General features: G+C 68.9%; 26 protein-coding genes, 1 pseudogene and 1 riboswitch. Of the genes and pseudogenes, 12 read left to right on the top strand and 15 right to left on the bottom strand.

Annotated features, from left to right (window positions below; translation table 11 throughout):
* A partial coding sequence (locus tag A5622_RS16090; RefSeq protein ID WP_066879865.1) for an SDR family NAD(P)-dependent oxidoreductase occupies positions 1 to 789 on the top strand: 789 nt, incomplete at its 5' end.
* Between the two features lie 11 nt (positions 790 to 800).
* On the opposite strand, the gene A5622_RS16085 is transcribed toward A5622_RS16090, so the two are convergent.
* Genes A5622_RS16085 through A5622_RS16055 form a run of 7 tightly spaced genes read right to left on the bottom strand, consistent with a single transcriptional unit; the run spans position 801 to position 5,934 of the window.
* Positions 801 to 1,619 carry an enoyl-CoA hydratase-related protein gene (locus tag A5622_RS16085; RefSeq protein ID WP_066879863.1) on the bottom strand — a complete coding sequence of 273 codons (819 nt, stop codon included), beginning with the start codon at positions 1,617 to 1,619 and terminating at the stop codon, positions 801 to 803.
* Positions 1,616 to 2,638 (bottom strand): TIGR03617 family F420-dependent LLM class oxidoreductase, encoded by a 1,023-nt coding sequence (locus tag A5622_RS16080; protein ID WP_066879860.1) that lies wholly within the window; start codon positions 2,636 to 2,638, stop codon positions 1,616 to 1,618. The genes A5622_RS16085 and A5622_RS16080 overlap by 4 nt, the downstream gene beginning before the upstream one ends.
* A gap of 28 nt (positions 2,639 to 2,666) precedes the next feature.
* Positions 2,667 to 3,305, bottom strand: coding sequence for an LON peptidase substrate-binding domain-containing protein (locus tag A5622_RS16075; RefSeq protein WP_066872494.1), 639 nt, complete (start codon positions 3,303 to 3,305; stop codon positions 2,667 to 2,669).
* A complete protein-coding gene (locus A5622_RS16070) occupies positions 3,305 to 4,444 on the bottom strand; it encodes a glutamate--cysteine ligase (protein ID WP_369806969.1) in 1,140 nt (379 codons plus the stop codon). The genes A5622_RS16075 and A5622_RS16070 overlap by 1 nt, the downstream gene beginning before the upstream one ends.
* Positions 4,425 to 5,105 (bottom strand): superoxide dismutase family protein, encoded by a 681-nt coding sequence (locus tag A5622_RS16065; RefSeq protein WP_066872488.1) that lies wholly within the window; start codon positions 5,103 to 5,105, stop codon positions 4,425 to 4,427. Before A5622_RS16065 ends, A5622_RS16070 begins: the two co-directional genes overlap by 20 nt.
* 21 nt (positions 5,106 to 5,126) lie before the next feature.
* Positions 5,127 to 5,606, bottom strand: coding sequence for a LytR C-terminal domain-containing protein (locus A5622_RS16060; RefSeq protein ID WP_066879856.1), 480 nt, complete (start codon positions 5,604 to 5,606; stop codon positions 5,127 to 5,129).
* A gap of 19 nt (positions 5,607 to 5,625) precedes the next feature.
* Positions 5,626 to 5,934, bottom strand: a complete 309-nt coding sequence (locus A5622_RS16055) for a DUF3263 domain-containing protein (protein WP_007768412.1) — start codon at positions 5,932 to 5,934, stop codon at positions 5,626 to 5,628.
* Positions 5,935 to 6,136: 202 nt separating this feature from the next.
* On the opposite strand from A5622_RS16055, the gene A5622_RS16050 reads away from it, so the two are divergent.
* The 4 genes from A5622_RS16050 (at position 6,137) to A5622_RS16035 (ending at position 9,148) form a co-directional block, all read left to right on the top strand.
* Positions 6,137 to 6,730: a peptide deformylase gene (locus tag A5622_RS16050; RefSeq protein WP_066872480.1), complete on the top strand. Its 594-nt coding sequence runs from the start codon at positions 6,137 to 6,139 to the stop codon at positions 6,728 to 6,730.
* Positions 6,730 to 7,638 carry a GCN5 family acetyltransferase gene (locus A5622_RS16045; protein ID WP_066879854.1) on the top strand — a complete coding sequence of 303 codons (909 nt, stop codon included), beginning with the start codon at positions 6,730 to 6,732 and terminating at the stop codon, positions 7,636 to 7,638. The genes A5622_RS16050 and A5622_RS16045 overlap by 1 nt, the downstream gene beginning before the upstream one ends.
* A gap of 17 nt (positions 7,639 to 7,655) precedes the next feature.
* Complete coding sequence (locus A5622_RS16040; protein ID WP_156752977.1) at positions 7,656 to 8,462, top strand: exodeoxyribonuclease III; 807 nt, start codon at positions 7,656 to 7,658, stop codon at positions 8,460 to 8,462.
* Between the two features lie 212 nt (positions 8,463 to 8,674).
* The gene (locus tag A5622_RS16035; RefSeq protein ID WP_066879849.1) at positions 8,675 to 9,148 is read left to right on the top strand and encodes a hypothetical protein; all 474 of its coding nucleotides are present in this window, start codon (positions 8,675 to 8,677) and stop codon (positions 9,146 to 9,148) included.
* A gap of 13 nt (positions 9,149 to 9,161) precedes the next feature.
* On the opposite strand, the gene A5622_RS30800 is transcribed toward A5622_RS16035, so the two are convergent.
* Positions 9,162 to 9,428, bottom strand: a complete 267-nt coding sequence (locus tag A5622_RS30800) for an Rv1535 domain-containing protein (RefSeq protein WP_066872554.1) — start codon at positions 9,426 to 9,428, stop codon at positions 9,162 to 9,164.
* 72 nt (positions 9,429 to 9,500) lie between these two features.
* On the opposite strand from A5622_RS30800, the gene A5622_RS16025 reads away from it, so the two are divergent.
* Positions 9,501 to 9,776: a hypothetical protein gene (locus tag A5622_RS16025; RefSeq protein WP_156748795.1), complete on the top strand. Its 276-nt coding sequence runs from the start codon at positions 9,501 to 9,503 to the stop codon at positions 9,774 to 9,776.
* Here A5622_RS16025 and A5622_RS16020 read toward each other — a convergent pair.
* From A5622_RS16020 to A5622_RS16010, 3 genes are all read right to left on the bottom strand, one after another.
* A complete protein-coding gene (locus tag A5622_RS16020) occupies positions 9,773 to 13,648 on the bottom strand; it encodes a SpoIIE family protein phosphatase (RefSeq protein ID WP_066879846.1) in 3,876 nt (1,291 codons plus the stop codon). The two genes, A5622_RS16025 and A5622_RS16020, sit on opposite strands and share 4 nt — an antisense overlap.
* The gene (locus tag A5622_RS16015; RefSeq protein WP_066872465.1) at positions 13,645 to 14,001 is read right to left on the bottom strand and encodes an STAS domain-containing protein; all 357 of its coding nucleotides are present in this window, start codon (positions 13,999 to 14,001) and stop codon (positions 13,645 to 13,647) included. Before A5622_RS16015 ends, A5622_RS16020 begins: the two co-directional genes overlap by 4 nt.
* A gap of 137 nt (positions 14,002 to 14,138) precedes the next feature.
* Positions 14,139 to 14,798, bottom strand: coding sequence for a PAS and ANTAR domain-containing protein (locus tag A5622_RS16010; protein ID WP_066872462.1), 660 nt, complete (start codon positions 14,796 to 14,798; stop codon positions 14,139 to 14,141).
* 156 nt (positions 14,799 to 14,954) lie between these two features.
* A riboswitch (TPP riboswitch) is annotated at positions 14,955 to 15,065 on the top strand.
* On the opposite strand from A5622_RS16010, the gene thiC reads away from it, so the two are divergent.
* From thiC to A5622_RS15985, 5 genes are all read left to right on the top strand, one after another.
* Positions 15,057 to 16,736, top strand: a complete 1,680-nt coding sequence (gene thiC, locus A5622_RS16005; RefSeq protein ID WP_066872459.1) for a phosphomethylpyrimidine synthase ThiC — start codon at positions 15,057 to 15,059, stop codon at positions 16,734 to 16,736. (Overlaps the previous riboswitch by 9 nt.)
* A 190-nt stretch (positions 16,737 to 16,926) precedes the next feature.
* Entirely contained in the window at positions 16,927 to 17,754 is an 828-nt protein-coding gene (gene thiD / locus A5622_RS16000; protein ID WP_066872456.1) for a bifunctional hydroxymethylpyrimidine kinase/phosphomethylpyrimidine kinase, read from the top strand.
* 4 nt (positions 17,755 to 17,758) lie between these two features.
* Positions 17,759 to 18,382 carry an alpha/beta family hydrolase gene (locus tag A5622_RS15995; protein ID WP_066879843.1) on the top strand — a complete coding sequence of 208 codons (624 nt, stop codon included), beginning with the start codon at positions 17,759 to 17,761 and terminating at the stop codon, positions 18,380 to 18,382.
* A gap of 46 nt (positions 18,383 to 18,428) precedes the next feature.
* The gene (locus A5622_RS15990) at positions 18,429 to 18,863 is read left to right on the top strand and encodes a MarR family winged helix-turn-helix transcriptional regulator (RefSeq protein WP_066879839.1); all 435 of its coding nucleotides are present in this window, start codon (positions 18,429 to 18,431) and stop codon (positions 18,861 to 18,863) included.
* Between the two features lie 24 nt (positions 18,864 to 18,887).
* Positions 18,888 to 19,757 carry an LLM class F420-dependent oxidoreductase gene (locus tag A5622_RS15985; RefSeq protein ID WP_066879836.1) on the top strand — a complete coding sequence of 290 codons (870 nt, stop codon included), beginning with the start codon at positions 18,888 to 18,890 and terminating at the stop codon, positions 19,755 to 19,757.
* Between the two features lie 16 nt (positions 19,758 to 19,773).
* Here the strand turns inward: A5622_RS15985 and A5622_RS15980 are convergent, their stop codons facing one another.
* From A5622_RS15980 to A5622_RS15965, 4 genes and pseudogenes are all read right to left on the bottom strand, one after another.
* The gene (locus tag A5622_RS15980; protein ID WP_066879831.1) at positions 19,774 to 21,222 is read right to left on the bottom strand and encodes a neutral zinc metallopeptidase; all 1,449 of its coding nucleotides are present in this window, start codon (positions 21,220 to 21,222) and stop codon (positions 19,774 to 19,776) included.
* 127 nt (positions 21,223 to 21,349) lie between these two features.
* Positions 21,350 to 21,784, bottom strand: a complete 435-nt coding sequence (locus tag A5622_RS15975) for an SRPBCC family protein (RefSeq protein ID WP_066879828.1) — start codon at positions 21,782 to 21,784, stop codon at positions 21,350 to 21,352.
* Between the two features lie 64 nt (positions 21,785 to 21,848).
* Positions 21,849 to 23,321: a M28 family peptidase gene (locus A5622_RS15970; protein ID WP_066879825.1), complete on the bottom strand. Its 1,473-nt coding sequence runs from the start codon at positions 23,319 to 23,321 to the stop codon at positions 21,849 to 21,851.
* Positions 23,318 to 24,037 (bottom strand): annotated as a pseudogene (locus A5622_RS15965) (M20/M25/M40 family metallo-hydrolase); the annotation flags it as partial. The gene A5622_RS15970 and the pseudogene A5622_RS15965, both read right to left, overlap by 4 nt.
* On the opposite strand from A5622_RS15965, the gene A5622_RS30795 reads away from it, so the two are divergent.
* Positions 23,979 to 24,184 (top strand): M28 family peptidase (locus tag A5622_RS30795; protein WP_369806968.1); only part of this gene is annotated, 206 nt, incomplete at its 3' end. The pseudogene A5622_RS15965 and the gene A5622_RS30795 overlap by 59 nt on opposite strands.

Here is a 24,184-nt window from a genome sequence, read left to right as displayed (position 1 = left end):
GTCATCTTGGCCGCCCGCAACGCCGACGCGCTCGCGGAGACGGCGCGCTGGATCGCGACCGAGGTCGCCGGCGCCCGGACCTCGACGGTGCTGCTCGACCTCACGGCACTGTCCAGCGTGCGGGCGGCGGCGGCCGCGATCGCCGACATCACCCCGGCCGTCGACGTGCTGATGAACAATGCCGGCGTCATGTTCACGCCGTTCGGACGCACCCGGGACGGTCTCGAATTACAGATCGGGACAAACCATTTCGGGCACTTCGAACTCACCCGCCTGCTCATCCCCCAGCTGACCGCCGCCGGCGGGGCCCGGATCGTGATCCTGTCTTCGGGGGGCCACGTCATGGGCGACGTCGACTTCGACGACCCCAACTGGGAGCGGCGCGACTACGACAAGTTCGCCGCCTACGGCGCGTCCAAAACGGCGAATATTCTGCACGCCGTGGAGGCCGATCGGCGCCTGCAGGGGGCGGGAATCCGGGCCTACGCCGTGCATCCGGGCACCGTGGCCACCTCGCTCGCGCGGTACATGTCGCGCGCGGATTTCTCGCGGCTGCGCAAGCTCGCCACCGAGAACAGCCCCGAACCCTCCGACGGTTTCCTCGAGTTCGTCATGCCCGAACAGGGTGCGGCCACACAGGTGTGGGCGGCGGTCACTCCGGAGCTGGCCGACCGGGGCGGCCTCTACCTACAGGACTGCCGGATCGGCGAGGCCGCACCGCACGCCCGCGACCCGCAGCGCGCGGCCGAACTGTGGGACCTCTCCGAAAGGCTCTGTGCCACGGTCTGATACGCGCCGGTTCACGGTTCGGGAAGCGGCGACCACTCTTGGGACAGCCGGGCGGTGAAGTTCGGCGGGCGGTGATCGCGGAACGCGGCGACGCCCTCGCCGGCGTCGGCGCCGCCCATCACCCGCTCGTGCAGCCGCGTTTCCAGCGCGGCGACCTGTCGCGGTGTGTAGTGGTTGATCGCGGTGTCCCACAGCAGGCGTTTGCACAGGGCCGCCGACATGGGCGCCACGTTGACCACGATGTCGCGGGCCACGGTCAGCGCATGGTCGAGCACCCGGTCGGCGGGCAGTGCCCGGTTGGCGATGCCGAGGGCGGCGGCCTCGGCCCCGCCGAAGGTTCGCCCGGTCAGCAGGATGTCGGCGGCTACGCCCAGGGTGGTCAACTGGGTCAGCGTCCAGTGCGCCATGCAGTCGGGCAGCACGCCCCGGCGGACCTGCACCACACCGTATTTCGCGTCTTCGGCGACGAAGCGGATGTCGGCCTGCAGCGCGATGGTCAGGCCGATGCCGATGGCGTGGCCATTGACGGCGGCGATCACCGGTTTGCGCAATTCGAAGGCGGCCGGCGTGATCGGTGACGCCGAGAACGCGCCGGGGTCGGCGGGGGCGTCGAAAGGTCTTGCGTCGCCGGAGAAATCGGCCCCGGCGCAAAACGCGCCTCCCGCTCCGGTGAGCACGATGGCCCGCACGTCGTCATCGTCGTCGCAATCGCGGTACGCGCGGCTCAGCAGCGCGCCCATCTCGGCGGTGTAGGCGTTGAGCCGCTCGGGCCGGTTGAGGGTGAGCACCGCCACGCCCGAGTCGATGTCGACCGTCAGGTCCTCGCTCATGGCAGCGCGGGTACCCGGTGCAGGGCACCGATCATGTCGGCGGCGTCCGCGGGGCGCGGCGTGTAACCCGGGAAGTAACAGCACACCTCGTCGGCGTGCTCGCCGAACCGGGCGGCGATCTGCTCCGCGCATTGCTCGGGCGTGCCGACGATCCCGATCCTTGCCACCATCTCGTCGGTGATCAACCGGCGCATGTCGGCGAAGCGGCCCTGCTTGGACAGCGCGTTGAGGTCGGGCTGCACACCGGCCCACCCCTCGACCTCGAGCACGGGCAGGTAGGCCGGCGTCGAGCCGTAGAACGCGATCAGGGAAGCCACCCCGTTGATCGCGGCCGCCAGGTCGGCCTCGTCGCGCCCGACGGCCACCATGGCCTGGGCGATGATCTGGAACTCATCGAACGACCGCCCCGAGCGGCGCAGCCCCTCGGCGATGGCGGCGACGGTGCGATCGGCGAAGTGGCGGGCACTGTTGAACGGCATCACCAAAAGGCCGTCGGCGACCTCGGCGGCGGTGCGCGTCATCAGCGGACCCAGCGCGCCCAGCAGCACCGGGGGCGGCCCGAACGGATTGGGCCCGGGGTTGAAATTGGGCGCCATGATGGTGTGGGTGTAGAACTCGCCGCGAAAGTCCAACCGGGCGTGGCCTTCCCACGCGGCGAATATCGCCTTGATCGCGGCGATGGCTTCGGCCATTCGTGGCGCCGGCCGCTCCCACCTACTGCCATAACGCTTTTCGATGTGCACCTTGATCTGGGAGCCGAGGCCGAGGCGGAACCGGCCGCCGCTGTAGAGCTGCAGATCGTAGGCGGAGTGCGCCATGTGCAGCGGGCTGCGCGGCGGGGCGATCGCCACGTTGGTCATCAAGTCCAGGCCGGTCGTGCCGGCGGCGATCAGCAGCGGAAAGAAGACGTCGTGCTGGCCTTCGAAGGTGAACAATCCGTCCGCGCCGGTGGCGACGATCTCGGCGGCGCTTGCGGCCGCCTGCGCCGGTGAACCGCTGACCTGGAGCTGTACCTTCATGCACCATCCTTCCGCGAAAGCCGCCCGGTCATTCGGAAAGCTGAAACTCCACCACTTCGGCGACCGCGTCCACGGCTTCGCGCAGGGCGGCGAGGCGGGCGGCCGCCGTCGGTGCCGACAGCACCGAGTAGCGGTCGGCCGTGCCGATCGGGATGCGAGACGCCAACGCGAACAGGCGCTTTCCCGCCGGGCCGCTCCGGTCCTCGCCCAGGATCACCTCGCGGTCCGGCAGCTTGATGTCGCGCGCCAGCGCGATCCGCTCGAACAGCGCCATGGCCCGGTCTTCGAGGTCGAGCAACTGGGCGTCCGACACCGCGTCGCCCGGTTCGTCGGGCCACAGCGTGACCGTGGCGCGCGGGTAGGGGTCGTCGGGCAGCCATTCGGTCACCCGGATGCGTTCCCCGGTCCGGCAATTCAGTGCATACCGGCCGGCGCCATGGTCGACGCATTCGGTGATCCGCGCCAGCACGCCGACGTCGCAGCGCGCATCGCCGCCGCCGACCTCACGCCCGCGCGAAATCAATACCACCCCGAACGGGTCGCCGGTGTCGGTGCAGTGGCGCACCAGCGCGCCGTAGCGTGGCTCGAAGATCCGCAACGGCAGGTCCTGGTCCGGCAGCAGCGCCGATTCCAGCGGAAACATAGCCAGCTCAAGGGATTCCGTCATCAGATTTCCAGTTCGGCCACCAGCGCATCGACGACCGCGCGCAGGTCGCCGTCATGTTCTTCGGCCACCCGGCGCTGCCGTTGGTAGGAGGCCCCGTGGCGGGGTATGTCGGCGACCGCGGCCAGCTCGTCGACGCAGTTCAACCTTTTGGCCACCGGCTCCAACCGGTTCAGCACCTCGTCGAGATCCTCGGTGACCAATCGCTCGTTGCTGTCGGCGTCCAGGATGATCACCGCGTCCAGTCCGTAGCGCGCGGCGCGCCACTTGTTCTCCTGGTTATGCCAGGGCGGCATGCTCGGCAGCGACTCGTCGGCTTCCAGTCGGCGGTCCAGATCGACCACCAGGCAATGGGTCAACGCGACCAGCGCGCCCAGCTCGCGCAGATTGGACACGCCGTCGCAGATCCGCATCTCGAGCGTGCCCAGGTGTGGTGAAGGCCTGATGTCCCAACGGACTTCGTCGACGTGGTCGATGATGCCGGTCTTCTTCTGGTCGTAGACGAAGCGTTCGAACTCCGCCCAGGTCTGGAATTGGAACGGCAGCCCGGCGGTGGGCAGTTGCTGAAACATCATCGCCCGGTTGCTCGCGTAGCCGGTGTCCACGCCCGCCCACCACGGCGAGGACGCCGACAGCGCCAGCAGGTGCGGGTAGTAGTTGAGCAGTGACGTCATGATCGGCATCACCTTGTTCGGCGAGGACAGGCCGACGTGCACGTGCACGCCCCAGATCAGCATCTGCCGTCCCCACCACTGGGTGCGCTTGATCAGTTCGGCATAACGCGGGGCGTCGGTGAGTTTCTGAGAGGTCCACTGCGCGAACGGATGTGCTCCGGCACAGAACAGCTCCATGCCGCGATCCCGCACGATGCGGCGCGCGGGTCCCAGGGTCTGTCGCAGATCCTCCATCGCCTCGCCCGCGGAGTGGCAGATGCCGGTCACCACTTCGACGGTGTTGCGCAGCAATTCCTTGTGTACGCGCGGGTTTTCGCCGATCTCGGCGATCACGGCGGTGGCTTCGTTGCTCAGGTCGCGGGTGTGGGCGTCGACGAGGGCGAACTCCCATTCCACCCCGAGGGTCGGCCGCGGGGAACGGGCGAAGTCGATGCGGGTGTCGGCCCGCTTAGCCTGCACCGATGACACCGCACGCCACCCGCTTGCCGGCGTCACCGGTGCTCATCGTCATGTCGTCCGGGCCCGGCGTGCCGCTGGTCTGATTGTTGTGCCCGGATGGGGCGTTGGCGGAGTTGGCCGCACCGGCGTGAATGATGATCGCGGTCTTCTGCCCGGTGAGCAGGTCGTCCATGGCGAAGGCGTCCGTGGTGGTGACCAACGTTCCGGAGCCGTCCTTGCGCACCTGCAGGGTGGGCAGGGCCCCGCTGGCGGGCTCGGCGGTGTGCCCGGGCGCCTGGAAGTGGTCGCCGGCGGACAGGAAGTCGCCCGGCGCGCCGCCGGTCGGGGCGACCGAGTTGGGCTCACACTTGCCGACCTTGTGGATGTGCACATCGTGGAAGCCGGGCGCGAGCACACCGTTGGCGGTCGTCTCGATGGTGACGGTGGCATAGCCGTTGTTGAATTCGAACGTCGCGGTGGCCACCTGGGTGCCGTCCGGCGCCTTCAGGTGCGTGATGATGCTCGGCGCCGCCGCGGGCCCGGGCTCGGAGGCCTTGGCGCCCGACGGCGAGGGCGATCCGGTCCAGATCGCGGGGGTGGTGCCCGGAACCGACGAAGCCTGCTGGGGCGACGAGCAGGCGCCTAACAGCACGACACAACCGGCCAGTACCAATGCGCGCAGCTTGGGCATAGCCAGCAGCCTATCGCCTATCTAGCCCGCGACGAGGACGATGACGCCCGGCGGCTCGCCGCTGAGTGCGGGGATTCGCTGTTCGACCGGTGCACCGCCCAGGTTTTTGGCCACCGCGTCGGCGGTGGCGTGCTCGTCGCCGGCGTCGGTGTAGTAGACCGTGGTGGCCGAGACGTCGGGCACGGTCATGTTGTCGACCTTGGTGACTTTGAAGCCGGCGGACGTCAACTGGTCCCCGGTGCGCTTGGCGACGCCCTCTTTCCCGGAGATGTTGTACACCTGCACGTCGGCCTGCGTGCTCGCCGGCTTGTTGGTCGGCGATGAGGACGCGGAGCTGCTGGCGCTCGCGCTGGACGCCGGCGACGCCGAATCGTCGTCAGAGCTCCCGGACGAACCCAGAGCCTGCCAACCGAGCAGCAGGAAAATGACGCCGAGGAACAACAGCACCATCACCATGGCCCGCAGGGGCAGCCCGGTGGAGTCGGGAACTCGTTCTTTCATCGAGCCCTACTGTAACGAGTCAGGTCACCTCGAAGCCGAGGCGCCGCGCCGCGCGCGCCTTCTGCCTGCTGGCGCGCAGCCTGCGCAGCCGTTTCACCAGCATCGGGTCGGCGGCCAGGGCCTCGGGCCGATCGACGAGCGCGTTGAGCACCTGGTAGTAACGCGTCGCCGACATCGAGAACAACTCCTTGATGGCGTCTTCCTTCACGCCGGCGAACTTCCACCACTGGCGCTCGAAGGCCAGGATGTCGTGCTCGCGGCGGGTCAGCCCATCTGCGATCTCAGAGTCGTCCCCCGATCGATTTGCCCGCGCCATGGCGCTGTCCATATCGCTTCCCCTGGACCCTTCCGGCGAATTCCGAACTGCTCGAATGACTTGACTTAGCTAAGGGCGTGTTTCGGCGAATATTGAAACACGCGCCAAACCCTCAAGCCGTCATCCAGACCCGCGAGTCGGCCGATTGACCAAGATTGCCCAGAGGCCGATCGCCGGCCGGGCAGCCCACGGGCGTGCGGTAGCTTAGCCGACCATGGCAGTCGTTCCGATCCGCATCGTGGGAGATCCCGTCCTGCACACCCCGACACAGCCGGTGCCGGTCGCTGCCGACGGTTCGCTGCCGGCGGATCTGGCCGAGTTGATCACCAACCTGTACGACACCATGGACGCCGCGCACGGGGTGGGCTTGGCCGCCAACCAGATCGGGGTCGGCTTGCGGGTCTTCGTCTACGACTGCGCCGACGATCGCGGCCGCACCGACCGGCGGCGCGGTGTCGTCGTCAACCCCGTCCTGGAAACCTCCGAGATACCCGAGACCATGCCCGATCCGGACAACGACGACGAGGGCTGCCTGTCGGTGCCCGGCGAGTCGTTCCCCACCGGGCGCGCCAAGTGGGCGCGCGTCACCGGGCTCGACGCCGACGGCACGCCGATCGCCCTCGAAGGCAACGACCTGTTCGCGCGGATGCTGCAGCACGAGACCGGGCACCTCGATGGTTTCCTCTACCTGGACCGCCTGATCGGCCGGCACGCGCGCGCCGCGAAACGGGCCGTCAAATCCCACGATTGGGGCGTTCCCGGCCTCTCCTGGATGCCCGGGGAGGGACCGGACCCGTTCGGTCACTGATGTTCTCGTGGCCCGACCTCGGCACCCGGGTATCGGTGCGCTACCGGCGCCCGGCCGGTTCGGTGCCGCCGCTGACCGATGCGGTGGGCCACCTGCTGGCGGTCGAACCGATGGTGCGGGTGCGGACGAAGACCGGCGCGGTCGTCGAGTTCGCCGCGTCCGAGGCGGTGGCGTTGCGGGTGCTCACCGACACCCCCATCCGCACCTCCGAGATCCGCGCGCTCGAGCACGCCGCCGCCGCGGCCTGGCCGGGCGCGGAGCACACCTGGCTGGACGGCTGGCTGCTGCGAGCCGGCCACGGCGTCGATCTGGCCGCTAATTCCGCTGTGCCACTGGGCATTTCCGCCCAGGCGAGCACCGTCCCCGCCATCGTCGACTGGTACGAGCGCCGCGGCCTGATGCCGCGGTTGGCCCTGCCCGACCGGATGCTGGCGCCACCCGCGCTGATCGACGAGCGCACGGAACGGCTTGTCGTGCAGGACCTTTCCGATGTGGCCGTCCAGGACGCCGACCCGTCGGTCACGTTGGCGCCGGTCCCCGACGACGGGTGGCTGCGCATCCACGACGGCGACATTCCCGTCGACGTGCTGACCGCCGTCATCGACGGCGAGCTCGTGTTCGGCACGCATCGCGACGGAGCCGTCGCGCGCGCCGCGGTGACCGAGGCACCCGATGGCGCCCGGTGGGTGGGCATCTCGGAAGTGGGCTGCCCGGCCGGCGCCGACGATCAGGCGGCGGTGCGATTGTGCGAGACGCTGTTGGCGTGGGGCGCCGATCGCGGTGCGACGCGCGGCTACCTGCGGGTGCCCGACACCGGCGAGCGCACGCCCGCCGCGGCGCTGGGTTTCCGGCTGCACCACCGCCGCCGCTACGTCCCGGTGCGCCCGGGCCTCTGGGATAGCGTCTAGGCATGCCCGACCCGCCGCTGCGGCTCGCCACCTGGAACGTGAATTCGATTCGCTCCCGGCTGCCGCGCGTCATCGACTGGCTGGCCCGCGCCGACGTCGACGTGCTGGCCATGCAGGAGACCAAATGCTCCGACAGCCAATTCCCCGCCCTGCCATTCTTCGAACTCGGCTACGAGGTCGCCCACGTCGGATTCAACCAATGGAACGGCGTGGCGATCGCCTCGCGCGTCGGTCTCGACGACGTGCAGATCGGATTCGACGGGCAACCCAGCTGGAGCAGCAAGCCCGAAGTCGACGCGGCCGCGGAGGCCCGCGCCCTCGCGGCGACGTGCGGCGGCGTGCGGATGTGGAGCCTCTACGTTCCCAACGGCCGCGCCCTGGGCGACCCGCACTACACCTACAAACTCGAATGGCTTGCCGCACTGCGAGATTCGGCGTCGGATTGGTTGCGCGACGATCCCAACGCCGCGATCGCACTGGCCGGTGACTGGAACATCGCCCCGCAGGACGATGACGTGTGGAGCATGGATTTCTACGCGGGCGCCACGCATGTCTCCGAGCCGGAGCGCCGCGCGTTCGCCGCGATCGTCGAGGCGCAATTCACCGATGTGGTGCGCCCTTTCACGCCGGGCCCGGGGGTCTACACGTACTGGGACTACACCCGCTTGCGGTTCCCGAAGGGGCAGGGCATGCGCATCGATTTCATCCTCGGCTCGCCGGCTTTGGCCGCCCGCGTGACGGACGCGCAGATCGTCCGCGACGAACGCAAAGGCAAGGCGGCCAGCGATCATGCGCCGGTCCTCGTCGACGTGCGGCGCGACTAGCCGCGTCTCGCAGATACCGGCCGGCGGCAACATCACATTAAGCTCAGGCAAATTTGATGCGGCTTCGCGTTGTCTGCGCGATAGCTTGGTGGCAGGCTTTAAACACCAGAAGTGAAAACCAAATTGCTTTGTTGTTGAGGCTGCCTTCAGCGGGAACCCACCCGCTGCCGACACCGGTTAGCTGCAGAAGCAATCAAAGCCAGGGAGTCATCATGAGTGTCATCGGCGGAGCAGTCCGAGGCGTGAGTCAGGCGGTGAACCGCGCGGCGAACGCGACGACCGCGGCCGCCGGTGCCGTGGGCGGTGCGGCGGTCAACGGAGTCATCGGCGGCGTCACCGGCGCCGCCGAGGGCGTCAAGCGCGGCATGAACAGCGGCAGCCACTCGGCGCCCGCGGCCGCGCTCGCCATCGGCGCATTCGGCGTCGCCGGATTGGTCGAGTGGCCGCTGCTGCTGGCGGTCGGCGGCAGCGCTCTGCTGTTGCAGCGGTTGAGCCGCAAACAGGAGCCCGACACCCGGGCGGTCAAGGCGAACCTGAAATCGGTGCCGGTGGACGCGGCGCCGCCGAAACCGACGCCGCAGGAATCAGCCCCCACGAAAACCGCGCCCGCGAAGGCCACCAAGTCGACGGCCAAGAAGACGGCCGGACGCCGGGCGGGCACCACGCGGTTGCGCAGCACCAACTAGGCGGACCCGCCGATCAGCCGATCGCCCGGCTGATCACCGCCGGGGCCAACTGCCGCGACGTCCAGCGCACCAGGCGCTCTGGCTCGTGCGCACTGGGATCCGGACAGCCGGCTCCCCGAACCGGCCGGGATGGCGCCGTCGCGCCGCGTCGAGGCGCCCGGTCGCTGTGCCGAATCTCGACCACCCCGACGCGCCACAACAGCGCATAGAGTTCGACTAGTGGCACCCTCAGCACCGAAGCAAACGAGGAAACTAGCGGATCGCCCCCGGTGCCGGTCATCGTCGACATAAGTCCGACGGTGGACGCGCGACCCAGCGAGATGGGAAACCCTTCGTTACCGAAAGGCAAATGATGGCGGAAAAGAAGTCGCGGCGCGGCACGTCCCAGCGCGAGGCGGTGGACAAGATCCGCGCGGGTGAGACTTTCGCGGTGAATCTGCCGGCGATCGGCCAGGTGGAAATCCCCAGGCCAGAGCAGTTGGCCTACTTCGGCGGGCTGGCGGCCCTGGCGGCCCTCGAACTCATCGACTGGCCGGTGGCCCTGGTCATCGCCGCCGGACATTTCCTGGCCGCCAACCACCACAACAAGCTTTTGGAGGAGCTCGGCGAGGCGATGGAGGAGGCCTAGCCGGGCCGGTTCGCCGCGGCGCTTCCCGCGAGCGCGCGGTCGAACCGCAGGGTGACCCGCGTGCCGGCCGCGGTCCGCAGCGTCTCGACGCCGTCGGCCAGTCCGCTCATCAGCGTGAGCCCGCGTCCGCGTCGGCGGCTGCGCAGGCTGGCCGACGAATCGCCGCTCCACTGGCCGGTGTCGCTGACGGTGATCACCACCGTGTCCTGATACAGGAACGCCTCGATCGACACCGTCTGGCGCGGCTCGTTGCGGCTGCCGTGTTCGATCGCATTGGTGACCGCTTCGCCGGTGGCCAACAGGATGTCGGTTTCGCGGTGCGGCGCGACGACAATGGTGTTCAGCCAATCGCGCAGCTGTCCGCGCGCGACGGGAATGTGAGCCGGCGCGGCCGGCAGCACGGTGGCGAAGCTGCCCGCGGCGAGGTGGCTCGGGCGCAGCGCGAGCACCACGACGTCGTCGCGGTAGCCCGTCGGCGGGGCCATCCGCGACAGCAGCTCCGCACAGACCGACTCGACCGGCAGGCCGGCGCACTGCTCCGCCGCCGACCGCAGGCGCGCGAACCCGTCGTCGAGGCTTTCACCGGGCCGTTCCATCAGTCCATCGGTATACAGCAGGATCAACCCGCCGGGCGGCAGCTGCGCGGTCGCGGTGTTGCTGGGCGGCCGGCTCGTCGCGTCGTGGGTTCCGCGTCCGGTCACCGACACCGGGGCGCGCCGGCCCGACTCCAGAAAGGTCGCGCGCCCGTCGGGCAGCACCAGCAGCGGATAGGGATGCCCGGCGCAGCTGTAGCTGACGGTGGCGCCACCGCCCTGGCCGTCGGTGTCGATCAGGGCGTAGGCCACCGTCGCACACCGGGCGCCGTCGACGCTGGCGCCGTATCGGTCCAGCGAACCGAGCACCGCGTCCGGCTCGCCCGCGGTGAGCGCGGAGGCGGCGACCGCGGCACGCAACCGGCTCATCACGATCGCCGCGGCCAGCCCGTGCCCGACGACGTCGCCGACCGAGATCGCGATCCGGCCGGAGTGGTCCAGCGGGGTGACCGAATACCAGTCGCCGCCGACCCGCATCGCCTCCCCCGCCGGCTGGTAGACGGCCGCGACAACCGCGGCGGTGGAGCCGCGGTCCAGATCAAGCAGGTGCTCCTGAAAGTCGATGGCGATCTCGTGTTCGCGGGCCATCAGCCGCACGCGGTCCAGGGCCGCCGACGTCAACTCGGCGATCCGGGCGAAGGTGTCGAGGTCGGCGGCGTCGAATTGCCGGGGCTGCGGCCACAACAGCGCCAGCACCCCGAGGATGCGGCCAGAGCCGTCGCGCAGCGGATGGCTCACGCAGGCGCGGATGCTCGCCGCGCTGTCCCGGACGGCATGCTCGTAGCGCGGGGGCAGATCGAACGTGTCGGTGACGATCATCGGCTCGCCGGTGCGCGCGACGTCCGCGCCGATCAGCGGAGCATCGAGGGCGACGACGTGGTAGCGGTCCCGAAACTCCGCGGGCAGGTCACCGGCGTATTCGAACCGCAGATAGTCCTCGCCGTCGAGGACGCCGATCGCGACGGCACCGGCGTCCCCGGAACCGAAGGAGGAGCCCAGCAGGGCGTCCATGATCCCGCCGGCCGAGCTGGTGGCTTGCAGCGCCGAGTCGAGGTGCACCAGCTCCGAGGCCAGCCGCGACTGCGCCTCGCGGCGTTGCCGGTCACGCTCGCGGCCCACCGCGGACAACCTCGACGCCAGCCGGTCGATCAGCTCCTGGGACCGGAACGGCTTGGGCAGGTAGTCGTCGGCGCCACCGGCGTAGCCCTCGCTGACGGCCTCCGCGCCGGCCCGGGCGGACAGCATGAGGATCGGCGTGGGCGCCAAGTCCGGGTCCGCGCGAACGGCGGCGACGAAGCCGAAGCCGTCGAGTCCGGGCATCATCACGTCGGTGACGATCGCGTCCGGACGCAGGTTGCGGGTCGCGGCCAGCGCCGACTCGCCATCCGCGACCGACACCGTCTCCCAGTGGGTCGACAACACCCGCTCGAGGTGGGCGCGCATGTCGGCGTTGTCGTCGGCGATCAGCACCACCTGGCGGGTCGCCTCGGGTGTGGCGGCCGGTTCGGCGACGGGCATCACCCACTGACTGGCCTCGGCGACATACGGATTGGTCTCGTTCGGCCCGGCAGGCGACGGGTCGACGACCGCACCCGAGGTCGACCGCGGCACCCGGATCGTGACGGTGGTGCCATGGTCCAACTCGCTGTCGATCTCGACCGTGCCGCGGTGCAGGTCGACCAGCCCGCGCACCAGAGACAACCCGATCCCGGTGCCCTCGACGCTGCGCCCACGCACGTTGTCGGCCCGGTAGAAGCGCTCGAACAGCAGCTTGAGATCCTCGGCACCGATGCCGACTCCGGTGTCGCGCACGGCGATCACACAGTCCCCGGATTCGGTTCGCACCCGCACCGAAATCGAGCCCCGCAGCGTGTATTTGACCGCGTTGGACAGCAGGTTGAGAACGATCGTCTCCCACATCGCCGGATCGACGTCCGCCAGGGCCGGCGCGCAGTCCAGCTTCAGCTCGAGCCCGGCCCGGTGGCACAGCTCGGTGAACGACGACGCGATCTGCGCGGTGAGCGCGCCGACGTCGGTGCACACCAGCTTCGCGTTGGCCCGGCCGGCCTCGATGCGGGAGAAGTCGAGCAGCGAGTCGACCAGGCGCTGCAGACGCCGCGCGTTGCGCGCCGCGGTGGTAAGTCGCTCCGCGAGAACGCTTTCCGGCGCCGCGTCCAACAGCGCGTCGTCCAGCGGTCCGAGCAGCAGGGTCAGTGGGGTGCGAAACTCGTGGCTGACGTTGGTCAGGAACGCGGTCTTGGCCCGGTCCAGTTCGGCCAACGCATCCGCGCGGTGCCGCTCTTGCTCGTAGGACACGATCGAGGCGAACGTCGACGTCAACTGGTCGGCCAGCAGCTGGCAGAACCCCTGAAACTGGGTGTCCAAGGGGCGCCGCGGGCTGGCGCCGACCACCAGCGCCCCCGCGGGCGAGGCCTCCCCCAGCGGTAACACCAGAGCTTCCTGCGGGCAGTCGGCGCCCAGCGCCGCTTCGATGCCGGAGATCGTGCCGGCGACGTCACCGATCACCTGCATCTCGGCCCGGGTCCGCGACGCCGCATCCCAGTCGGTCAGCTCCGCCAGTTCGCCTGGCAGCAGCGCCGACACCGATGGCGTAGCCCCGCGCAGCGTGACCCTTCCCGTCGCGCCGTCGTCGGCGTACACGGCGATGAACGACAGGTCGGCCGGTTGGCCGGCGCACACCCGCACCGCGACGCCGACCGCGTCGTCGATGCTGCGGCTCTCGACGATCGCGGAGGCGACCGTGTTGAGCAGGTGCAGGCGGCGCTCGCTCAGCACCCGCTCGGTGGTCTCGTAGGAGGGGCAGAAGATGCCGAAGGGTTTGCCGTCGGCGCCGATCAGCGGGCTGTAGGTGAAGGTGAAGTACCGCTCGACGCGCCGCCCGGCGGTCACCATGGGCAGCATCAGGTCCCGCGACCAGGTCGCCTCCCCGGTCGCGACGACGCCGGCGAGCATCGGGGCGATCGAATCCCAGATGTCCCACCACACCTCGCGGCCGGGTTTGGCGAACGAGTCGAGCTTGTCGCCGAGGATCTCGATGTAGGCGTCGTTGTACACCACGAACAAGTCTTCGGTGCCCAGCCAGAGCACCAGCGGGAACCGCGACGCCAGCGTCGTGGCGACCGCCGCCCGCATCTGTCCGGACCAGTCTCGCGGCGGCCCCAGCGGATGAGCGTCCCAGTCGTATTCGGCGAACCGCCGGCCCATCTCACCGCCCAACGAAACGGCAGCGGCCAGGTCGGCCGGCAGTCGCGAGTTCATGGCTGGCGTCTTCGCTGCAACGCCGCGGACAGGGTGGGGTAGATGTCGAACACCCGGTCCAACTCGGTGACCTGGATCGGCCGCAGCACCTGGTCGTGGTCGGCGACCAGTCGTACCTCGGTCCCGCCGGCTTTGGCGTCCTCATGACAGTCGAGCACCGCGTTCAGCGCCGCGCTTCCGAAGAAATCGACAGCCAGCAAGTCGATCACCACCGGGCGCACCGGCGGGGTGGAGGCCAGCCCGAGCGCGGTGGTCAGGTGAGCGGCAAGCTCACCGACGTTACTGGAGTCGACATCGCCTTTGACGCTCACGATCACTACGTCGTCGTGGGCCTCGTGTCCGACCGCCAACAACTTTCATGCCTTTCGCCGCAGCCAACGTTGGGATCTGCTGCCGCTAAGCCCGACGACGCGGCACAGATGCGCGGTCGCGCATCGCAGATGACCCGAGAGTAACCCGTACCCGAACTGCCCGTTTATCGATTCGCCGGTTACCCGCCGGGCTCGGCCGGAATCCTCTCGTGCGCGGTCAGCAGCAAATGATCGAACTGGCTCTGCAGAATCGCCGCCGGTGCCGGCAGGGCGGCCATATCGGCGAGCAGCTGCCTGGCCAGTGACCGCAGTTTCACGTTGGTCTCCTGCGAGCGCCACTGCAGCACCCGGAACGCCTGCTCGGCGCTGACCCGGTAGACGTACATCAGGACGCCCTTGGCCTGTTCGATGGCCGCGCGGCTCTCGAACAGGTCGGGCAGCGCGGTGTCGAGCACCTCCTGGCGGGCCTCGTCGAAGGAGTTGGTGAGGTCGATGTAGTAACCCGCGGTGCCCAGCACGGCGCCCGACTCGTCCAGCATGCGGTCGGCCACGACGATCGCATCGTGCATCGCGCCGGCGGTGTCGATGAACCGGTGCCGGCTCGAGAACGACTCTTCGGATTGCAGGGCGTGGTCGAGCAACTCCTGCACATGCGCGCGGTCGTCGGGATGCTTGTGCGACAGCAGCAATTCGGTCGTCGGCTCGACCTCACCCGGCTGGTAGCCGTGCATCCTGGCCACCTCGTCGGACCATTCCCACCGCTGGCCCACGAACCAGAAGCGGAAGGCGCCGATGTTCAGGTATCCGGGGGCCGGCTCGGTCGGCTCGGAAAATCGCACGTCGCCCGCGCCGGATGACGATTCCCCTGTTCGCCTGCGCTGTTGCACGGTTGCATTTTTCCACTAAGGGAACGCCTTCGGCTACTGCCCCGGGTGAAAAGGCCATCACACCCTGCCGTGCGGTCGGCCGTAGGGGTAACGTCGCGTGCGGACCCATCCATACGACGCGGGAGCGCACGCCGAGTGCGCTGAGAGGACGGCTCGGGGCCGTCGACCGTACGAACCTGACCGGGTAATGCCGGCGTAGGGAGATGAAAAATGACTGATGTCCTTTCCGGAATTGCGTCGGGCAGTGCCTCGCACAGCGTGGAGCCGGCCGTCACCACCGGACCCATCTGGGGCAGCAGCAAGGCCTACCGCGAGATCGAGGGCCCGGGTGGGGTGACGCTGCGGGTACCGCTGCGGCGGGTGCACCTGTCCAACGGCGAGGACTTCGACCTGTACGACACCTCGGGGCCCTACACCGATCCGGAGGCGACGATCGATCTGACGGCCGGACTGCCGGCGCGGCCCGGCGTGGTCCGCGATCGCGGGACGCAGCTGCAGCGCGCCCGCGCCGGCGAGATCACCGCCGAGATGGCCTACATCGCCGCGCGCGAGGGCATGCCCGCCGAGCTGGTGCGCGACGAGGTCGCCCGGGGCCGCGCGGTCATCCCGGCCAACCACAACCACCCCGAGATCGAGCCGATGATCATCGGCAAGGCGTTTGCGACCAAGGTGAACGCAAACATCGGCAACTCGGCGGTGACATCATCGATCGCCGAGGAGGTCGACAAGATGGTGTGGGCCACCCGGTGGGGCGCCGACACCATCATGGACCTGTCCACCGGCAAGAACATCCACGAGACCCGCGAGTGGATTCTGCGCAACTCGCCGGTGCCGGTCGGCACCGTGCCCATCTATCAGGCGCTGGAAAAGACCAAGGGCGATCCGACCGAACTGACCTGGGAGCTCTACCGCGACACCGTGATCGAGCAATGCGAGCAGGGCGTGGACTACATGACCGTGCACGCCGGTGTGTTGCTGCGCTACGTGCCGCTGACCGCCAAGCGGGTCACCGGCATCGTGTCGCGCGGCGGCTCGATCATGGCGGCATGGTGCCTGGCGCATCACCGGGAGTCGTTCCTGTACACCAACTTCGACGAGCTCTGCGAGATCTTCGCCCGCTATGACGTCACCTTCTCCCTGGGCGACGGCCTGCGGCCGGGCTCGATCGCCGACGCCAACGACGCCGCGCAGTTCGCCGAGCTGCGCACCCTGGGCGAGCTGACCAAGATCGCGAAATCCCATGGCGTGCAGGTGATGATCGAGGGCCCGGGCCACGTCCCGATGCACAAGATCGTCGAGAACGTGCGGCTGGAAGAGGAGTGGTGCGAGGAGGCCCCGTTCTACACGCTAGGCCCGCTGGCCACCGATATCGCCCCGGCCTACGACCACATCACCTCGGCGATCGGCGCGGCCATCATCGCCCAGGCCGGCACCGCGATGCTGTGTTACGTGACCCCCAAGGAACACCTGGGGCTGCCGGACCGCAAGGACGTCAAGGACGGGGTGATCGCCTACAAGATCGCCGCGCACGCAGGCGATCTGGCCAAGGGCCATCCGCACGCGCAGGAGCGTGACAACGCGTTGTCGCAGGCGCGCTTCGAGTTCCGGTGGAACGACCAGTTCGCGCTGTCGCTGGACCCGGACACCGCGCGGGAGTATCACGACGAGACGCTGCCGGCCGAACCGGCCAAGACCGCGCACTTCTGCTCCATGTGCGGGCCGAAGTTCTGCTCGATGCGCATCACCCAGGACGTTCGCGACTACGCCGCCAAACACGGGCTCGACAGCGAGGAAGCGATCGAGGCGGCCATGTCCGAGGGCATGGCGGAGAAGTCGCGCGAGTTCGCCGAGCAGGGCAACCGGGTGTATCTACCGCTGGCACAGCAGTGATCGCAAGCGCGGCCGTGGCGATCGCCAGCGCGGCGCAGCCGGGCGCAGCGGGTCGCCACCATCGGGCGAAGCCGGGCGCAGCGGGTCGCCACGATCGGGCGAAGCCGGGCGCGGCGGGTCACCGCCATCTGACAGCGGTGATCGCAAGCGCGGCGCAGCCGGGCGCGGCGGGTCACCGCAATCTGACACAGTGACGTTCCTGCCGCTGCCCGCGCCCGGCACGACGCCGCGCCGGGTGCTGTCCATCGCCGGGTCGGACTCCGGGGGCGGCGCGGGCATCGAGGCCGACATGCGCACCATGGCGCTGCTGGGTGTGCACGCGTGCATCGCGGTCACCGCCGTCACCGTCCAAAACACGTTGGGCGTGCGGAGTTTTCACGAGGTTCCTGCCGAGGTCGTCGCCGGGCAGATCGAGGCCGTCGTCGGCGACATCGGCATCCAGTCCGCGAAGACTGGGATGCTGGCGTCGCCGCGAATCATCGACACCGTGGCCACCACGTGGCGCGGGCTGGGGTTGTCGGTGCCGCTCGTCGTCGATCCGGTGGCGGCGTCGATGCACGGCGACGCGCTGATGGCGCCGGCGGCGCTGGATTCGCTTCGCACCCAATTGTTTCCGTTGGCGACGCTGGTGACACCCAATCTCGACGAGGTGCGGCTGCTGGTCGACGTCGACGTGGTGGACGCCGAGTCGCAGCGGGCGGCGGCCAAGGCGCTGCATGCGCTGGGCCCGCAATGGGTGCTGGTGAAGGGTGGTCACCTGCGGTCCTCGGAGCGCAGCAGCGACCTGCTCTACGACGGCGCCGATTTCTTCGAGTTCGATGCCCAGCGGATCGCGACGGGAAACGACCACGGCGGTGGCGACACGCTCGCCAGCGCCGTGGCGTGCGCGCTGGCGCACAACTTCACCGTGCCGGACGCCGTCGAGTTCGGCAAGCGCTGGGTGACCGAATGTCTGCGCGCCGCATACCCACTGGGCCACGGGCACGGCCCCGTCTCCCCGCTGTTTCGGCTGTCGTGAACGCATGAATCTCGACGAGATCGCGGGTGTCGCGCACGAGCCCACGGGGCCGCCGACGGGCGTGGTGGTACTGACCCACGGCGCCGGCGGCAACCGGGATGCCGTTCTGCTGCAGCAGGTTTGCGACGAGTGGGCGCAACGGGGCTGGCTGGCGGTGCGCTACAACCTGCCCTACCGGCGCCGCCGGCCCGCCGGGCCGCCGTCGGGTTCCGCCGCCGCCGACCGGGCCGGCATCGTCGAGGCCATCACGGTGTGCCGCGGCCTGGCCGACGGCCCGCTGATCGCCGGCGGCCATTCCTATGGCGGCCGGCAGACGTCTATGGTCGTCGCGGCCGGCGAGGCGGCGGTGGACGTGCTGACGCTGTTCTCCTATCCGGTCCATCCCCCGGGCAAACCCGAACGCGCGCGCACCGAGCACCTGCCCGACATCACGGTGCCGACCGTGTTCACGCACGGCACGTCGGATCCGTTCGGCACGCCCGACGAACTGCGCGCCGCGGCCGCCCTGGTCACCGGCACGACCGCCGTCGTCGAGATCGCCAGCGCCCGCCACGATCTGCGGTCCAGGACGTTGAACGTGCCGGCGTTGGCCGTCGATGCCGCGCTGCAGCTGCTCGGACGGAAATAGACAGTCAAAACTGGACAGTTTTGGCTGTCTAAAATAGAGTGGTCGTGTGGATGGCATCAGCGAGTCCGCGGTAGCGGCGGCACGCGACATCAGGGTGGTGTTCAGCCGGTTACGGCGCCGGCTGAAGGACATCGCGACCGACGGTCTGACGCCGTCACAGACCGCGGTGCTCACCCGGTTGTGGAAAGAGGGCCCGTCGTCGGCCAGCGTATTGGCCGGCGCCGAACAGGTGCGCCCGCAGTCGATGGCCACCATCCTGGCCGCCCTGGGCCAACGCGGGCTCATCGAGCGCAAGCCGGATCCGAATGACGGCAGGCGCCAGGTGGTTTCGCTGACCCCGGCGGGCAAACGGCGTGCCGAAAGCGGCCGGCGCGCCCGCGAGGAGTGGTTGGCCCGCGCCATCCACGAGCGCTACACCGAAGCCGAGCGGCGCGTCATCGTCGACGCACTGTCGCTACTCGAGCGTTTGACCGAGCAATGAGGACGCGAAAGGACCTGAGCGACAATGGAACTGGGATTGCATTTTATCGACTTCCTACCGGGAGACCCGGCCCGGCTGGGCCCGACGCTGGCCCAGGCGGCCAAGGCGGCCGAGCAGGGCGGCGCGACGCTGTTCACGCTGGCCGACCACTTCTTTCAGATGGAAGCCATGGGACGGGCGGAGGACCCGTTCCTGGAGGGGTACACGTCACTGGGCTTTCTGGCCGGACAGACGACGACAATCGAGCTGAGCCTGTTGGTCACCGGCGTCACCTACCGTTATCCAGGTTTGCTGGCCAAGGCCGTCACGACGCTGGACGTCTTGTCGCAGGGCCGGTCGATGTTGGGACTCGGCGCGGCCTGGTACGACCGGGAACACGCCGCCCTGGGCTTTCCGTATCCGCCGGTGAGCCAACGCTTCGAGATGCTCGAGGAAACACTGCAGATCTGCCGGCAGATGTGGAGCGACAACGACGGCCCGTACCAAGGCAAGCACTATCAGCTGGCCGAGACAATCTGTGCGCCCCAACCGATTCGGCGTCCCCCGGTGCTGATCGGCGGGGACGGTGAAAAAAAGACGCTGCGTCTGGTCGCGCAATACGCCGACATCTGGAATTCCACGGTGACCGAGGTCGACGCGATCAAGCACAAGATCGAGGTGCTCAACCGTCATTGCGAGGCGGTCGGCCGCGACCCCGGCGAGATCCGCAAGACGGTCGGCTACTTCGTCAATCCGTTCGAGGACCTGGACGGGTATTTCCGGACCGTCGAGGGCTACGCCGGACTCGGCGTCGAGCTGGTAAATGCCGGTCCGTTCCCCGGTAATCCGGATCCGGTCGGCTTCGTTCGACGCCTGGGCGACGAAGTGATTCCCCGGCTCGCCGAAATCGGTTGACCCGGTTGGTGATCGGTTAACCGGGATAGCGCGAGTAACAGGCGTCCGCGTTGCCCGTCACGCCGCCGCGGAACGCAGCGATCCGGGTGAATCCGGCCGGCACACTGGTGCCGTCCGCGTCGCTGGCGACCAGATGGTTGGTGAGCAAGCCGGCGACGGCCTCGTCGAGATCGCCTGCGGTCAGCAGCAATTGGTTGTGCGAGGGCAGGTCGATCGGCTCGGCCATCTTGCGATGCACCACACCGGTCAGGCACGCGGTGCGCAGCGCGGTCCACGGGCTCTGCATCGGCAGGCCACGTTCATGCTGCACGGCCAGCGCGTATCTCGACATCACCACCGACAGCGCGGTGTCGTCGCCCTGCGGCAGGGTCTGTTGCTTCTCGTCGGCGAGCGTGCCCATGGCGGCGAGGCCGGGCAGGTCGACCACGATGGTGTTGGTGCCCGGGCAGTAGGACGCCGGCGGGGTGGCCTTGGCGTCCGGGCACTCGGCCGGCTGGTAGGACAGCGCCGGCGGGCTGGCCGGGGCGAAGATCTTTCCCAGCAGCTCCATGAGATTCGACAAGGTGTCCTGGTTGATGGGCACCTCGCCGGTTTCGGGTGCGCCGGTGCTGGAGTCGACCCGCAGGGCGTTCGGCAGGTCGCCGCGGCGCTTCTCGATCTCCTTGCGGTTGATCGCCGCACAGGCCGAGGCGCCGTTGAGGAATCCCATTTGGAAGGCGCTGATCCGGTCCAGGGCCGACCCGTGGGCGTCGTCGTTCTCGGTCTCGCTGTCCATGACGGGGTCCCGCGTGGTGATGATCCCGGCCAGCACGTGGTCGAGCCCGTCGGCGGTGCTCAGCGTGAAGCGCGGCGACTTGCCGTCGGCGACCCAGTACAGATAGACGCCCGCGAAGCAGTCGGCCTGCTGCTCGCGGACGATGGTCGCGTCGCGTCTGGTCACCAGCTTCGCCATCTGTTGCAGCGCGTGCCCGAATTCGTGTGCCAGCACGCCGGTGACGGACATGTCACCGAAATACTTCTGCGCCATGGGCATGAATACGCCGCGGTCCCAGGCGATCAGGTTGCACTTGCCGGTGTAGAAGGCGTTGACGAGCTTGTAGGTGTCGTTGTGGCACACGATCGGGCTGCTGGGATCGGTGGAGTTGTAGGACACCATCTTGCTGAGCGGAACGAACTTGCCCTGCAGCGATTGGTCATACACCGACTTCCAGTAGTCCTCGATGTCGTTGACCGACAGCAGTGCGAGTGTGTCGATGGGGCCGTTGTCGGTGTTGAGCACCTTGCCGGTGGGACTGGGCGCGTTCGAACGGATCCCGCTGGGTCCGTTGGTCGCGGGCAGCCCCCCGACCAGAAACGGATCGTTGAGCATCGACAGCGCGCGTCCGTCGACGAAGGTCGTGCAGCCGGCCACTAGGAGTGCCGCCGCCGCCCACACGAGGGCCGACCTGAGCGCATGGCTTTTCATGACCAACCTCATCCCGACCGGCTACGACGCAGCATCAAGGAAACTCATCCTAGAGGCATCGACCATAACGGGCAGCAGGAATCGGGCGACCCAGCAAACGTCGACACGAACGCGGCAACCGATGCCGCTAGCGTTCCAGCGCCCGTGCGCAGTGGTCGAGGATGGCGCGGAAGGTCCAGCGGAACAGCGGCGACGTGACCGCCTCGGTCACCTTGCCGCCCCCGCTGGCCGGAACCGTGCAGGCGGTCTCCCAGTCGACGTGCGCGCCGTCGCCCGACGAAGTGATCGTCACGGTCCCGCCCTCGTGATTCGAGGCGGGTATCGAGCGGACGACGAGGTAGGAGTAGTTGTGCGGCGGCTCGTAGGCGGTGATCCGTTCGCGCAACCACACGCCCAGCCCCGTCACTTCGCGCACTGCCCCCACGCCTGGGCCCGACGAGCCGTCGGCCCAGCCGGCCCTGAGCAGCAACGGAGCGGTGGTCAGGTTGGCCGGGTCGGTCAGCCAATCGAAGACGCGTTGCGGCGCCGCCGCGACGGTGCGCTCTACGTGAATCTGGACCATGCGCTCCCCTGCCCTGCGATGCCGACGGGTGTCACCGACATGCTAAACGGTGGGCGGTCGCGGTTCAGGGCACCCGGGTGCGGTGCCTCTTGTTGTGCGGCGGCACGCCATTGACCCCGCCGATGGATTCCGCGTAGCTGCCGACGACGAACCCGACGCCAGAACCCATGACCGCCAACGCTTCCCGGTTGATGTTGTCGACGGTGTCACGAGGGCTCTGGAAGTTGGGATCGAACGCCACGCTGGCCTGACCACCCCATAACCGGGCCTGCACGGGGCTTTTCGGCTGCGAGGCGCCGGTGGTCATGCCGCCGACCGGCACGCCGGCCACCATGAACGGGTGGTAGTCGGCCCTGGTATCCAACGGCAGGTCGGCGGGACGCTTGCCGGCGAGGTTCAGATAACCGGCCAGCATGCGTTCGATGCCGGCCGATCCCTCGGGCACGTCCGCGGCCGAGACGTTGGGTGAGGGCGGGCCGGACTGATCGCCGTCGTCGGTGAAGAATCCCGCGTTCGGCGACCCCAGCATGGTGAAGTTCAGGTAGAGCGCGATGTCGTTGAGTTGGTCGCGGTCCATGCCGAACACGTAGTCCATGACGCCGTTGCGGCCGTCCTCGTCGGCTCCCCAGAACACGAACCGCACCGCGTTGGTGACCGGGGCGAGCGGGCCCAGTTGCAGCGCCGTCTCCAAAACGGCGGCCACCCCGGAGCCGTCGTCGTTGATCCCGGGCCCGGCGCGGGAGCCGTCCAGGTGGGCGCCGACCACGACGACGTCGTGAGCCGAGCCGGTCTTGGTCTGCGCCACGACGTTTCGCGAAGTGATGTTGACGTTCTGCGCATCCAGCACCAGGCGTACCGGTGCCGTGGAGCCGGACAGCGCGGCGGCGCCGTAGGCGCCCAATACGGCGACCGGCACGGTCAGCTGCTTGAAGTAGCCGGGGGTGAACAGGGTGGGCGGCGCGCCCCGCCCGGTGGGCGAACTGAGCACGATCAGCGCGCTGGCGCCCTTGGCCACCGCGCTGTTCTGTTTGTCGACCACCGAACAGTGCGCGTCGTCGACGACGGCGATCGCCCCTTTGGGCAGGGGCGACGGGTAATCGGTGGCCGCGCAGCCCGAGGGCTGGGCCGGCCGGACCGGCTGGCCGGTCAGTCCGCCGGGCGGCGTTTGGACCAGCAGCGAGGCCTGGTCGACCGAATAGGTACGACCCGCAACGGTCAGCGCCGGCTTACCCAACGACACGGTGTAGAGCCGGTCGAACTGCGGCGTCTGTACGTCGAAACCCTTGTCGCGCAGCGTCTTAGCCACGTAGTCCACGGTGGCGTTGAAGCCGGGTGTGCCGTCTGCGCGGTTGCCGCCGTTGGCGTTGGCGATGTTCTGCAGGGCGCGCAGATGGGTCAGCAGGCCCTCGACGTTCACCCGTTTGGCCAAGCTGTGCGCCAGGTCCGGGGTGGCCGTCGGCTGCCCCGGCCGGGTGTCCGAACACCCGGCCACCAGCGCGGCGAGCAGCAGCAGCGTCGCGACCAGCCGGGACATCATGACTTGGCGAGCACGTGCCGGACCCGGTCCGCCATGGCGGGGACGCCGTTGTGCCCGCCGAGGTCCTGCGCGTACAGACCCATCGCGTAGGCCACACCGCCGCCGTTGATTCCCAGTGCGGTGCGGTCGATGTGGTCGAGGGTGTCGGTCTTCTGGTGGTAGTTGGGGTCGAACGGTTGATCGGCGGTGCCGCCCCACAATTTGGCCTGGTCGGCGGACATCTTCCCCTCCGCCCCCGAGAACAGGCCGCCGGCGGGGACGCCCGCCAGGGTGAACCCGTCGTAGTCCGACCGGCCGTCGAACGAGGTGTCCTGCGCGGTCTTGCCGGCCGACTTCAGGTAGGCGACCAGCGTGCGCTCGATACCGGCCGAGCCCTCCGGCACCACCGGCTGGCCGCGCGCGTCCGCGGGCAGCGATTGGTCGCCGTCGTAGGTGAAATAGCCGGGGTTCGGCGATGCGAGCATGTCGAAATTGAGGTACAGCGCAAGGTTTTTCAGCGCCGTCAGGTCCAGCGACTCGACGTAGTTGCGCGACCCGATCAGTCCGAGTTCCTCGGCACCCCAGAAGCCGAACCGCAGCGCGTTGCGCACCGGTGGTGAATTCCCCAGTCGCACAGCGGTTTCCAGCACCGCGGCCACGCCCGATCCGTTGTCGTTGATGCCCGGCCCGTCGGGAACGCTGTCCAAGTGGGCCCCGGCCATCACCACCATCAAACTCAACGCGAGCGTCCAAAGCTTCCGCGCCCGCAACGTGATTGCGCAGACCAAGACCGGGTCGGCGACCGACGTGGTGATGGCCGGGGCCCACTTGGACAGCGTTCCCGACGGGCCGGGCATCAACGACAACGGATCGGGCGTGGCCGC

Origin of the sequence: Mycobacterium sp. 1245801.1 (assembly GCF_001673055.1) — a bacterium.
Taxonomy (GTDB): Bacteria; Actinomycetota; Actinomycetes; order Mycobacteriales; family Mycobacteriaceae; genus Mycobacterium; species Mycobacterium europaeum_A.
Note: the sequence above shows the minus strand (reverse complement) of the source record. Positions and strands in the feature narration are given on the sequence as shown.

Coding starts and splice junctions, on each gene's coding strand:
- A5622_RS16085 (WP_066879863.1), bottom strand. CDS start 1,619: ATGAGCGAGGACCTGACGGTCGACATCGACTCGGGCGTGGCGGTGCTC.
- A5622_RS16080 (WP_066879860.1), bottom strand. CDS start 2,638: ATGAAGGTACAGCTCCAGGTCAGCGGTTCACCGGCGCAGGCGGCCGCA.
- A5622_RS16075 (WP_066872494.1), bottom strand. CDS start 3,305: ATGACGGAATCCCTTGAGCTGGCTATGTTTCCGCTGGAATCGGCGCTG.
- A5622_RS16065 (WP_066872488.1), bottom strand. CDS start 5,105: ATGCCCAAGCTGCGCGCATTGGTACTGGCCGGTTGTGTCGTGCTGTTA.
- A5622_RS16060 (WP_066879856.1), bottom strand. CDS start 5,606: ATGAAAGAACGAGTTCCCGACTCCACCGGGCTGCCCCTGCGGGCCATG.
- A5622_RS16055 (WP_007768412.1), bottom strand. CDS start 5,934: ATGGACAGCGCCATGGCGCGGGCAAATCGATCGGGGGACGACTCTGAG.
- A5622_RS16050 (WP_066872480.1), top strand. CDS start 6,137: ATGGCAGTCGTTCCGATCCGCATCGTGGGAGATCCCGTCCTGCACACC.
- A5622_RS16045 (WP_066879854.1), top strand. CDS start 6,730: ATGTTCTCGTGGCCCGACCTCGGCACCCGGGTATCGGTGCGCTACCGG.
- A5622_RS16035 (WP_066879849.1), top strand. CDS start 8,675: ATGAGTGTCATCGGCGGAGCAGTCCGAGGCGTGAGTCAGGCGGTGAAC.
- A5622_RS30800 (WP_066872554.1), bottom strand. CDS start 9,428: ATGACCGGCACCGGGGGCGATCCGCTAGTTTCCTCGTTTGCTTCGGTG.
- A5622_RS16025 (WP_156748795.1), top strand. CDS start 9,501: ATGGCGGAAAAGAAGTCGCGGCGCGGCACGTCCCAGCGCGAGGCGGTG.
- A5622_RS16020 (WP_066879846.1), bottom strand. CDS start 13,648: ATGAACTCGCGACTGCCGGCCGACCTGGCCGCTGCCGTTTCGTTGGGC.
- thiC (WP_066872459.1), top strand. CDS start 15,057: ATGACTGATGTCCTTTCCGGAATTGCGTCGGGCAGTGCCTCGCACAGC.
- A5622_RS15995 (WP_066879843.1), top strand. CDS start 17,759: ATGAATCTCGACGAGATCGCGGGTGTCGCGCACGAGCCCACGGGGCCG.
- A5622_RS15985 (WP_066879836.1), top strand. CDS start 18,888: ATGGAACTGGGATTGCATTTTATCGACTTCCTACCGGGAGACCCGGCC.
- A5622_RS15980 (WP_066879831.1), bottom strand. CDS start 21,222: ATGAAAAGCCATGCGCTCAGGTCGGCCCTCGTGTGGGCGGCGGCGGCA.
- A5622_RS15975 (WP_066879828.1), bottom strand. CDS start 21,784: ATGGTCCAGATTCACGTAGAGCGCACCGTCGCGGCGGCGCCGCAACGC.
- A5622_RS15970 (WP_066879825.1), bottom strand. CDS start 23,321: ATGATGTCCCGGCTGGTCGCGACGCTGCTGCTGCTCGCCGCGCTGGTG.